The organism is Allobosea sp. 05T422_2 (assembly GCF_056396265.1).
Genome location: NZ_JBFTLD010000236.1, coordinates 1 through 10,992, shown reverse-complemented (window position 1 = coordinate 10,992; position 10,992 = coordinate 1). Strand labels below are relative to the sequence as shown.

Below are 10,992 nucleotides of genomic sequence, written 5' to 3'. Positions count from 1 at the left end.
CCTCACGGGTCTCGCGGTGGCCCTGCTTTGCAGGGATGTCCGAGCGGCGGAGCCGGCCACGATCGCCTTCGACGGCCTCTACAGATCCTTCGGCGTGCTCGGCTTCCAGTTTTCGGACCGCGTCACGGCCCTGCGCGGACAAGAGGTACGCCTGACCGGCTACATGGCGCCTCCGCTGAAGCCGGAAAGCCACTTCTTCGTGCTCACGCGCGAGCCGCTGGCGATCTGCCCGTTCTGCCAATCGGATGCCGACTGGCCAGTCGACATCGTCGTCGTCTTCATGAAGGAGATCACGCCAATGGTCAGCGCCGGTCGCAAGGTCGTCGTGTCGGGTCGGMTGGAGATAGGCTCGGCCACGGATCAGGAAACCGGCTTCGTCAGCCAGATCAGACTCGTCGATGCCCGCTTCACACTCGCCTGAGCGATCCGCCGCTCGGACATTGCGGCTTTCAAACGTGACACTCGACCATCGCGGCGGCGACGGGCGCCCTTTCCGCGTGCTGGACGTTCCCGAACTCACAGTGCCTTCCGGCGCTCATATCGGTTTGCGCGGCCCCTCAGGCTCCGGCAAGACCTCGCTTCTGCACCTGATTGCCGGGCTGATCGTGCCGAGCACAGGCAGGGTCTCATGGGGCGAGACGGAGATCTCCTCCCTGTCGCCCGGCAATCGCGACCGCTGGCGTCTCTCGACGCTCGGCTCCGTCTTCCAGGATTTCCACCTGATCCCGGAACTCGACATCCTTGGCAACATCACGCTGCCCACGACCTTCTCATCCTGGAGGGTTGGCCCGGCCGAGCGGGAGCATGCCAAGACCGTCGCCGCGCGCATGGGTCTCACTGATCTGCGCCGCCGGACAGGAGTACTTTCACGTGGCGAGCAGCAGCGGGTTGCGATTGCCCGCGCGGTCTGCCGGCAGCCTGCCATGATCCTCGCCGACGAACCCACGGCCAGTCTGGATGCGGCCCATGCCGATGAGGTGGGCGCCTTGCTGGTCGATGCGGCCGTTGAGGCCGGCGCCACCTTGATTTGCGCCACGCATGATGCCGCGCTCCTGGCGCGGATGAAGCATCGGCTCGACATCAAGGCCGCGTCTCCGATTGCGAAGCAGGCCGCATGAATCCCTTCGCAATGATCCTCGCCGATCTTCGCGCCCTGCGTTGGACGGCGGCCGCGATTGTCGTCCTGATAGCGCTGGCGGTTGCAGTCGGCGTGGCGATCGGCGCGCAGGAGCGGGCGCTGCGGCAGAGTTCGGCCGCCGCGGCGGATGACTTCGCCCTCCTCATCGGTGCGCCCGGCAGCCAGACCCAGTTGCTGATGTCGACGGTCTATCTGCAGCTCGACGCGATCCCGCTGATGGAGGGAAGCGTCMTGCAGTCGCTGGCCCGGGACGAGCGTGTCGCCGCCTTCGCGCCGATCGCCTTCGGCGACGTCACACGTGGCTATCCGATCATCGGCACGACCGCGGCCTTTGCCACGCGCTGGGGCCGCGTCACACCGAGCGAGGGGCGCCTCTTCGCCAGGGAACGCGAAGCCTTGATCGGCGCCGATGTCGACTATCGGCTCGGCGAGAGCATCACGCCGTCGCATGGTGTTGCCGGCCAGACTCATAAAGCGGGCGAGGAGGATGAGGACGAGGCCGGACACCGCCATGCCGGCCACGACTACACCATCGTCGGCCGCCTGCCGCCGCTCGGATCGCCCTGGGACCGCGCGATCCTGGTACCGATCGAGAGCGTCTGGGAGGTTCACGGGCTCGGCAATGGACACGCCGCAGGCACCGAGACGATCGGGCCGCCCTTCGATGGCGTGCCTGTGCCCGGCGTGCCCGCGATCGTCGTCAAGCCGCGCAGCGTGGCCGGGGCCTATGCCCTGCGCAGCCAGTATCGCCAGGGCGGGACGATGGCGTTCTTTCCCGCCGAAGTCCTGGTCGGGATCTATCGCTCGCTCGGCGACGCGCGTGGTGTGCTTGTCTTCGCTTCCACGCTGAATGCGACGCTGGTGCTGGCCTCGATCCTTCTGCTGCTGATTGCGGTGACCGGGCTGCGGCGGCGGCGCTACGCCGTATTGCGTGCCATGGGCGCATCCCGGCTCTACGTCCTGCTCGTGATCTGGCTCGGCATGGCCCTGCTGATGGCGCTCGGCTGTATCGCCGGGCTGTTGCTCGGTGGTGCTGCTGCCGGCGTCCTGTCAGGCCTGATCGAGGCGCAGACCGGCCTTCGCCTCACGATCGCACTGGACAAGCCTGAATTCCTGCAGATCGCCCTGCTGTTCGTCGTCGGCACCGTTCTMAGCCTGCTGCCGGCGATCGCCTCGTTCGCCAACCCGATCGCGTCGGGACTGCGCGACTGAAGCGTGGCGGCTCCCGCTTTGCTGGCGAAGGTCAAGGTCGAACGGCCGCGGCTGTTCATGGTGCCATTCCCAGCGGTTAGTGCTTGATTAACGAAACCATCCAACGATCGCAACGCAGGGTTGTCATCGGCAGCGATGAGCCTAACCTCTCGCCGCACCATGATGGCATTCGAGGATGGCGATCGATGGCGGTCAAAAACGCGATGATCAGGAATGCGTGACGAACGACCAGAGCGCCGCCGAAACCGCGCTCCCGAGTTCCCTGGCCGGCGCCCAATCGTGCTGAATTCGGAGGCCGATTACCTGCGTGCTTGTGCGCGTGCCGGTGAGATCCACGCCGCAGCCGCCCATAATCCGATGACGGACCTCGAGCTCGAACGGCTCGCACTGGCGATACTGACCTGGGAATTGAAACGGGGTGGAAGTGACGTCTAGGGACGACACTGCATGTTGTGCCCGGGCCATCGCGGCAATGAACTCACCCTTCCGAGGAGATTGGCCGCCGGTCTTGGAGAGGACTGCCCCCTGCCCCTGTGCCGCCCGGCACAGGCCCCGAACGCACGCATGGCCCGCAGGATCATTGCGTTCGGAGCACGCCTAGCCCGACAGGCTCGCAAGCTCCCGGACCAATTCCTGCCGCAACCAGGCAACCGATGGGTGTGCTCCCATCGTGCGGTGGGACAGCATCGAGATCTGAAGCGCCGGGCTTGGATAGGGCGGATCACGGAATTCAAGCCCCGGATTCTGCTCCGCCAATTGCTTGGGGACGAACGCAATCATGTCGGTGGCAGCGATAATCGGGGGCACCGTGAGAATATGAGACACAACCGCCCCGACCTTGCGTGTCAGGCCACGCTCCGCCATCAGCGCTTCGAGCTGGAGCGGATTGCTGCTGACATAGGCCCGTTCGAGGCCCTCCTGGTCGATTGTTCCGCCCGCAGTCATTGCGCCTTGGCCGGCGATGAGAATGTCGAGATGCGGGAATTCCGCCAGTTCCTCCACACCAAAGGTGCCGGTCGCAGCAGGATGCCCTCTCCGCATGACCCAGACATTCGGTCCTGTGAAAAGAGGCTCCATGACAAGGCGGGACGGGACGCGCCCGAACGCTCCAATGACGAGATGCAGGGTTCCGCGATCGAGTTCTTCCACGAGGTTGAGATCATTGAACGGGCGCAGCCAGAACCGCAGGCCAGGCCCGATCCGTCCCAGTTTTGAAAGAACGGGCGGCATCAGGGCGCCGATGACATAGTCGGATGTAGCAATGACGAAGCGCGTCTCAGATGAGCCCGGTTCGAATACAGGCCCGTGAAACGCCGCCTCGATCTGACGAAGTGCGCTCTTGATCGGCTGTGCCAACTCTTCAGCGCGCGGCGTCGGGTGCATTCTGCCGGGGCCGCGTACGAACAATTCGTCGTCGAGGATCCGCCGCAGCTTGTTCAGGGAATGACTGACGGCTGATTGGGTCAAACCCAGGCGAGCAGCGGCGCGGGAGGCGCCTCGCTCTTCCATGACCGCATCGAAGACGCGGATGAGATTCAAATCAAGCTTGTGAAGGATGCTCATTGGCCGAGCTTTATCCAATTGAGAACCGGGGAGCTCTTGCTCGCGCTCCTTCGCGACCGGACCGCCAGCTGCCCCCGGAACCGAGCTCGCCAGGGGAAACCGCCTCGGCACGCAGCTTGTGAATGGCAGGTTTCATCTTCGTCCCTTCGCCAGACAGCCTGGCCGCCTGCCTTGCGACYACAGCCGGCAGCCGAAGCGCTCCGCAGCTCCCTTCGTCTCACGAGGTGCCCCGCTCTCATCGAGGGGAAGCCATATGAGCAGCACTCATTCTTCAAATGGCATAGTTTCATTTCAATCATAAGCCCTGAGATCCCATATTCGGGCCGCACCCGGCAGATCAGATTGGCCGGTGAGGAACATCGACATGAGCGCTGCAGTCGCCCGCCTTCGCCCGGCAGAAGGCCCCGCCGCAAAGACAAGCGAACAACCGGCACAGCACAAGAGAAAGCCGCGCCGCGCGCTGATCAACCTCGCCCGCACCTCCGTGCTGGTGGGAGGCGTCGGGCTTGCCATCGTCATCCCTCTGGGATGGGGACACTGGATCGCGGGGCTTACCGACCAGACGACCGACAACGCTTATCTTCGAGCCGACACCGTTCCGGTCAGCGTGCAAACCGGGGGCCGGGTCACCCGGGTCGTGGTCGCGGACTTTCAGCCGGTAAAGGCGGGCGACGCACTGTTCGAGATCGAAGACACGGAACACGCGGCGCGCGTCAGACAGGCAGAAGCCGGCGTCGCAGCAGCCGATGCCGCCTTGCGCAATACCGAAAGCCGGACCGAGCTGCAGCATTATGTCATCGCTCAGACAGAAGCCGGCATCGCGGCCATCCTGGCTGATCGCGACCGTGCCGTTCAGGAACGCGGTCGGCAGGAGGCGTTGACACGCGACGGCTGGACGACGGCACAGCGGCTCGAACTCGCCGTAGCCGATACGAAGCGCTTCGATGCGCGACTATTGGAGAAGCGGGCTGAAATCGCAGTTCAGCGGCAACAGCTCGCGGTGCTTGGAACCCAGGATCAGCAGGCTCGAGCCGAACTGCAAAGCCGGCGCGCGGCTCTCGACCTTGCGCGCGTCGATCTCGGCTACACGCGGATCTCTGCCCCGATCGACGGCATCACCAACGCGAGTTCGGTCCGCGAAGGGCAATATGTCCGCACAGGGTCGCAGCTCATCTCGATCGTGCCGCTGCCACGGGTGCATGTCGTGGCCAATTACAAGGAAACCCAGCTTTCGCAGGTCCGGCCAGGCCAAGCCGTCAGCGTGACGATCGATGCCTTCCCTGGCCGCGCCCTGACCGGCCGCGTCGAGCGTCTGTCGCCCGCCAGCGGCGCGGAGTTCAGCTTGCTGCCGGCGGATAACGCAACCGGCAATTTCACCAAGGTCGCCCAGCGTATCGGAGTTCGGATCGCGCTCGACTCCACTCCGGAACTGGAGGGGCTGCTGCGTCCCGGAATGTCGGTCGTCACGACGATCCACACCGACCGGTTGGCGCCGGAACAGGCTCAACGCTGAACCCGCAACCTCGGGAGGCTCGATCATGGCGACCGCAATCCATCCCGCAGCCCCTGCGCGTCCAATCGCGGCCGCACCGAGCCTGCGCGCACTGGTCGGTGTCGCGGCGGTCTTGCTCGGCACGTTCACCGCACTCGTGAATGCGCGCTTGACTGAAATCGGCCTCGCCGACATTCGGGGCGCGCTCGGKATCGGAGCCGATGAAGGCTCCTGGATCACGACCGCCTACATTACGGCGGAGGTTGCCGCTATCCCAGCCGCGGTCTGGCTACGCGGGATCCTGTCCCCGGCCCGCGGCGTGCTCCTCGGTTCCCTGCTCTTCACGCTCTTCTCGTTGGCCGCGCCGTTCAGCCCGTCACTCACTGTCCTGCTGATGTTCCAGGCCTTGCGCGGGCTCAGTGCCGGCGTCCTGATCCCGATGGCCTATGCGGTGACGATGCGTCATCTGCCTCAGCCCATGCGCCTGTATGGCCTCTCCTTCTATGCGTTGATCTCAGCCTTCACACCGAGCCTCTCGGTGTCGATCGAAGCTTGGGTGATGGACCACTTCACCTGGCAGTACCTGTTCTGGCTGAACGTGCTGCCGGGAACATTGACGCTGTTCGCCGGGTCCTATGGCCTGACCCGCGATCCGATCAAGTACATGCGCTTTCGAAGGCCTGACGGTTTCAGCCTGATCGCGCTTTCACTCGGGCTGGCGGCTCTTGTCACTGCGCTTGATCAGGGAAACCGCCTCGACTGGTTCGCCTCGGGGCTTATTACCGGACTGGCGGCCTCGGCCACGCTTCTCCTCGGCGGCGCCCTGGTCCACGCGCTCCTGCATCACGATCCGCTGGTCGATCCCCGCCTGCTCTGGCGGCGCAACACCGGGCTCGGCCTGTTCATGATGTTCCTGACGCGCATCGCGGTGATGTCATCAGCTCTCGTGCTGCCGCAATATTTCGCCCGGGTGCAGGGCTACAGGGCGCTCGAGAGCGGCAGCGTGTTCCTGGCCTCCGCCTTGCCGCAGCTGCTCCTTATGCCGMTCGTCGCCAGCCTCTGCTACAGGGTCGATCCGCGCCGCCTGCTTGTCTTCGGCGCCGCGCTGCAGGGCGTCGGCCTCCTGATGATGGCAGGCCTGACCAGCCAGTGGAACGCGAGCCAGGTTCTCGTTCCCCTTGTCGTGCAGTCGAGCGCCGCGCCATTCCTGGCCATTCCGATCATGGTCCTGATCACCGAAGACATCTCGCTGCGCGAAATTCCCTGGATCGCATCGCTTGTTCACATCCTGCGCACGGTCGGCTCGGCGGTTGGCGTGGCCGCCGTTGGCACCTTCGTCCGGGTTCAGGAACAGGTGCATTCGAACCTGCTCGGCCAGCATGTCACGACCGCAAGCATCCAGGCCACGCAGCGGATCGAGACGCTGTCGCAGATGTTCTCGTCGCGCCTGCCCGAGATCGAAGCGACGCGGGCAGCTACCGCCCTCATCGCCCGCACGCTGCAACGGGAAGCCTTCGTCCTGGCCTATCGCGACGCGTTCCTGCTGCTCGGCATCCTGATGCTCGCATCGATCCTGATCGCATTTGGCTTCCGCAAGACCATGCTGCCCGGAAAGCTCTTGTAATCCCCCAGGGAGAGAACACMCATGTCTATTCGAGTGCCGACTTCGTCCAGCGACCGGGCTTCGCCCGAGGTCGAGACACATCATTCCGGATATCTGCTCGCCCGCATGCTGCTGGCCGGAGGCTTCGTCTTCAGCGGTCTCAGCAAGCTGTTCGACTTTGGCGGCGCAGTACAGGAAATGGCCCATAATGGATTGCCGCTACCGACCCTCATGGCGGCCGCCGTCATCGTGACGCAGCTGGGCGGATCAGCCCTGCTGGTCTGGCCACGGACGAGTTGGATCGGTGCGGGACTGCTCGCGGGATTTACCGCGATGGCKACCGTGGTTGCTCATGCCCCCTGGAATGATACGGGCCCGATCCCCCTGCCCCAGAGCGTGATCTTTCTCCAGAATGCCGGCCTGTTCGGGGGGCTTCTCCTCGCCTTGGCAATGGGAGGCGGACATCGTCAAATCCGCAGCCTGTTCGGATTGCTCCGTTCCCGGTGACCGGGAAGGGAGCAGCCTCGAACTTGCGTGAACCGACAAGGAGGGAAGAAAGCCATGGATGGCATCGTCATCGACCGCCCGGACCTGAACCGCTTCGAACTGGCGGTCGATGGAGGCTTGGCCCTGGCCTATTATCGGCTCGACGCAAACCGTGTCGTGCTGACCCACACGGAAGTACCGCAGGAGCTTTCAGGTCAGGGCATCGGCTCCAGGCTGGCGAAGGGGACCTTCGATCTCATCCGTGCCAGTGGGCGAAAGATCGTCCTCCGCTGCTCCTTCATGGCGGGTTGGGCCAGCAGGCATCCCGAATATGACGATATCATCGACGGCTGAAAGCAGGCTGGGAACCGCCCGCGCGCCCGCTGCGAACTGCCTGGCTATTCCGGAAGAGGAATGAATTCGCTCTCATCGGGCACATGCCCGAAACGCCCCTGCTTCCAATCTTCCTTGGCCTGCTCGATGCGCTCCTTGCTCGATGACACGAAGTTCCACCAGATGTAACGGGGACCTTCGAGCGCAGCGCCACCCAGGAACATCATTGTCGTCGGCTGGGTCGCGCGGACCGTGATCCGGTCGCCCGGCTTGAAGATCAACAGGCGCGGGCCTTCGAACAGGTCGCCCGCGATATCGATCTCGCCGCTGACGACATAGATCGCACGCTCCTCATGATCGGCGTCGAGCGGAACGCTCATGCCTGCGCCAAGCGATACTTCGACATAGAACCACTCAGAGGCCATGCTGACGGGCGCCGCCTTGCCGAAGGCGGAACCGGCGATGATCCGCGCCTTCACGCCCTGGTCCTGGATGGTCGGCAGATCCGTCGCGCCATAATGTTGGAAGGAGGGAGCGATCTCCTCCTGCGCGACAGGAAGCGCAATCCAGCTTTGCAGCCCGAGCATCGTGTGGGTCCCGTCGCGATCGGTTTCAGGCGTGCGCTCGGAATGGGAAATGCCCCGTCCCGCCGTCATCAGATTCATGGCGCCCGGGCTGATCTCCTGCACATTGCCTTCGCTGTCCCGGTGCATGATGCGTCCATCGAACAGGTAGGACACTGTTGCGAGGCCGATATGAGGGTGAGGCCTGACATCCATGCCATGACCGGCGATGAACTGCACCGGCCCGAAATGATCGAAGAAGATGAAAGGGCCGACCATCTGGCGCCTTCCATGTGGCAGCGCACGCCGGACGTTGAAGCCGCCGAGGTCGCGCACGCGCGGAACGACGACAAGTTCGAGTGCATCGCAGGATTTTCGATCGCCCGTGATGGGGTCTTCCGTCGGTAGCCAGCTCATCGGCGTCTCCCTTGCGCACGGACCAAGYGGAATCGGGATCGATCGCCGCTGTATCATCGGCCCTGAGTTTCCGGGCAGCGATTATGAGCCTCACCGTGGGGGATGGCGAGGTCATGCACAGCACCATTGTTCGACCAGAAAGAACACAGAGTTCGGGAGCGGTACGCTTCCGGGGCTGAATCGCGGTGCTAGGCTGACCTGCCCGTTCGGACCCTGAGGCGACGATGTCGCGGGCGCCCGGCGCGGCTGCGCCACCGTCAAGGCACCGGTCAGCGTGCCAAAGCAACAGCGAGGATGACGTCATGACAAGCGAAGCCATTCGCGACCCGCGCAAGGATCACCTGCTGACGCCGCAGAATTCGGCCTTCATCATCATCGACTATCAGCCGGTTCAGGTGAACTCGATCGCCTCGATGGACCGACAGTTGATGATCAACAACATCGTCGGTGCCGCGAAGGCGGCCGTCGCTTATGGGCTGCCGATCGTCCACTCGACGGTGAATGTGAAGACCGGCCTCAACAAGCCGCCGATCCCGCAGGTCCAGAAGGCCCTGAAGGGCATTCCAACCATCGATCGCACCACAATCAATTCCTGGGAGGATGTCGAATTCCGCCAGGCGATCGAAGCGACCGGGCGCAAGAAACTGATCATGACGGCGCTCTGGACCGAGGCCTGCCTGACCTTCCCGGCGATCGACGCACTCGTCTCCGGCTACGAGGTCTATGTCGTCGCCGATGCTGTCGGCGGCACTTCGGTTGCGGCGCATGAGGCGGGCTTGCGGCGGATCGAGCAGGCGGGCGGCAAGATGATCAGCGTGCCGCAGCTCTTCTGCGAATTGCAGCGCGATTGGGCCCGCAAGGAGACCGTTCCAGCCTTCATCAACCTGTTCATCGAGACCGGCGGCACGGCCGGCATCCAGTTCTCCTACGATCGGACCGAGTAAGTCGGGACAAAGCCGCCGGCGCCGTGACGTGATCCAGGCTGGAGTGTCTCACTCGGGCTCGAATGACGCAGGTTCCGGCTCCTGTCGTCGGGAGCGTGCTGCATCGATCCGGATGAGAACCTGGGATCGATCAGGGCAACGGCCCGCCGGCGGGAGCCGCAGGGCGCTTCTCTGATTTGACCTGCCCACCGTGGAGGATCGGCAGAATGGGCGAGCTCTTCATCGTTGTTTCTCTCTACGCGAAGGACGGCAAGGAGGCGGACCTACGCCGCGACCTGACCAATGTCGTCGAGCCCTCACGCCGGGAAGAAGGCAGTCTGCGGTACGATCTCTTCGTCGACCAGAATGATCCGCGCCGCTTCGTCTTCGTTGAACACTGGGCGAGCACCGAAGCCCGGGACAAGCATCACAACGAAGGGGACCATATCCGGCACTTCCAGGACCATGGCGCCGCCAATGTTGAACGCACCGAGATCGCCTGCTTCCTGAACCGCATCGCGTGAAGAGCTCGGGACGATGCCTTAGCCGCGTTTGCTGCGTTCCAGCTCACACGGCCGGCGAAGACGCGTCCCGGCGCCGCTTCCGCTCTTCCTCGCCCCGAACGCAACAGGCCGCTGCGCCGCATCGCCGATGCGTCGCCCCACTCGACCGATCGATCACCCACGTTCCGCAATCTGGATCCCCGTCATGGCTGAAAACCTGGATAAGCAGCGCGCTATCATCCCGAAATTGGCGCCCCTCTACGCCGCTCTGGAACCTCTGGCCTATGCGGCAATGCGCGCCACGTCCGGGCTGATCATGGCGACATTCGGCTGGACCAAGCTGTTCGGTGACGGCATGACCCGCGACATCGAACTGTTTCAACGGCTCGGTCTGGAGCCGGCCGTGCCGCTCGCATATTTCACCAGCGGTCTGGAATTGCTCGGAGGTCTCGCCATCGCGATCGGCCTTCTCACCAGACCGCTCGCTTTCATGCTGTTCATCCAGCTCGTGGTGATCCTCGTGATGGTCATGATCCCGCGCGGCACCGGCTATCACCTGACCGTGGTCTGGCTCGGGACCTTCGCCCTGATGTCGGTGCATGGCGGTGGCCGGCTGTCACTCGATCGCTGGCTCGGCCGGGAATTCTAAAGCATCGGCCCGAAAAGTGGATTGCGGTCTTCGGGAAAGCCGATGCAAACACAAAGGGTTAGATCATCGAACCGGATACGATATCCGGTCCGATGATCTAAGGGCGTCAG

13 protein-coding genes are annotated in these 10,992 nt (G+C 64.0%); 11 read left to right on the top strand and 2 right to left on the bottom strand.

Annotated features, from left to right (window positions below; translation table 11 throughout):
* The 4 genes from AC1DJT_RS28535 to AC1DJT_RS28520 form a co-directional block, all read left to right on the top strand.
* Positions 1–421: hypothetical protein (locus AC1DJT_RS28535; protein ID WP_476835354.1), on the top strand; the 421-nt coding region annotated here is incomplete at its 5' end.
* A gap of 34 nt (positions 422–455) precedes the next feature.
* Positions 456–1,118: an ABC transporter ATP-binding protein gene (locus AC1DJT_RS28530; protein ID WP_441508069.1), complete on the top strand. Its 663-nt coding sequence runs from the start codon at positions 456–458 to the stop codon at positions 1,116–1,118.
* A complete protein-coding gene (locus tag AC1DJT_RS28525; RefSeq protein WP_476835353.1) occupies positions 1,115–2,350 on the top strand; it encodes an FtsX-like permease family protein in 1,236 nt (411 codons plus the stop codon). Before AC1DJT_RS28530 ends, AC1DJT_RS28525 begins: the two co-directional genes overlap by 4 nt.
* 279 nt (positions 2,351–2,629) lie before the next feature.
* On the top strand, positions 2,630–2,785 hold the full coding sequence (locus tag AC1DJT_RS28520) for a hypothetical protein (RefSeq protein ID WP_441489968.1): 156 nt from the start codon (positions 2,630–2,632) through the stop codon (positions 2,783–2,785).
* Between the two features lie 162 nt (positions 2,786–2,947).
* Here AC1DJT_RS28520 and AC1DJT_RS28515 read toward each other — a convergent pair whose 3' ends face one another.
* A complete protein-coding gene (locus tag AC1DJT_RS28515; protein WP_476832543.1) occupies positions 2,948–4,024 on the bottom strand; it encodes a LysR family transcriptional regulator in 1,077 nt (358 codons plus the stop codon).
* Positions 4,025–4,277: 253 nt separating this feature from the next.
* Between AC1DJT_RS28515 and AC1DJT_RS28510 the strand changes: the two genes are divergently transcribed.
* The 4 genes from AC1DJT_RS28510 to AC1DJT_RS28495 are packed head-to-tail and all read left to right on the top strand — an operon-like array spanning position 4,278 to position 7,848.
* Positions 4,278–5,426 (top strand): HlyD family secretion protein, encoded by a 1,149-nt coding sequence (locus AC1DJT_RS28510; RefSeq protein ID WP_441508066.1) that lies wholly within the window; start codon positions 4,278–4,280, stop codon positions 5,424–5,426.
* 25 nt (positions 5,427–5,451) lie between these two features.
* Complete coding sequence (locus AC1DJT_RS28505) at positions 5,452–7,029, top strand: DHA2 family efflux MFS transporter permease subunit (protein WP_476835352.1); 1,578 nt, start codon at positions 5,452–5,454, stop codon at positions 7,027–7,029.
* Positions 7,030–7,050: 21 nt separating this feature from the next.
* Positions 7,051–7,515 carry a DoxX family protein gene (locus tag AC1DJT_RS28500; protein WP_441508064.1) on the top strand — a complete coding sequence of 155 codons (465 nt, stop codon included), beginning with the start codon at positions 7,051–7,053 and terminating at the stop codon, positions 7,513–7,515.
* Positions 7,516–7,569: 54 nt separating this feature from the next.
* Positions 7,570–7,848 (top strand): GNAT family N-acetyltransferase, encoded by a 279-nt coding sequence (locus AC1DJT_RS28495; RefSeq protein WP_441508063.1) that lies wholly within the window; start codon positions 7,570–7,572, stop codon positions 7,846–7,848.
* Between the two features lie 44 nt (positions 7,849–7,892).
* On the opposite strand, the gene AC1DJT_RS28490 is transcribed toward AC1DJT_RS28495, so the two are convergent.
* Positions 7,893–8,807 (bottom strand): pirin family protein, encoded by a 915-nt coding sequence (locus AC1DJT_RS28490; protein ID WP_441508062.1) that lies wholly within the window; start codon positions 8,805–8,807, stop codon positions 7,893–7,895.
* Between the two features lie 302 nt (positions 8,808–9,109).
* On the opposite strand from AC1DJT_RS28490, the gene AC1DJT_RS28485 reads away from it, so the two are divergent.
* The 3 genes from AC1DJT_RS28485 to AC1DJT_RS28475 all read left to right on the top strand — a co-directional run bounded on the left by AC1DJT_RS28485 (position 9,110) and on the right by AC1DJT_RS28475 (position 10,882).
* A complete protein-coding gene (locus AC1DJT_RS28485; RefSeq protein WP_441508061.1) occupies positions 9,110–9,751 on the top strand; it encodes a hydrolase in 642 nt (213 codons plus the stop codon).
* Positions 9,752–9,957: 206 nt separating this feature from the next.
* Positions 9,958–10,254, top strand: coding sequence for a putative quinol monooxygenase (locus tag AC1DJT_RS28480; RefSeq protein WP_441489960.1), 297 nt, complete (start codon positions 9,958–9,960; stop codon positions 10,252–10,254).
* Between the two features lie 184 nt (positions 10,255–10,438).
* A complete protein-coding gene (locus AC1DJT_RS28475) occupies positions 10,439–10,882 on the top strand; it encodes a DoxX family protein (RefSeq protein ID WP_441508060.1) in 444 nt (147 codons plus the stop codon).
* Positions 10,883–10,992: the final 110 nt, after the last annotated feature.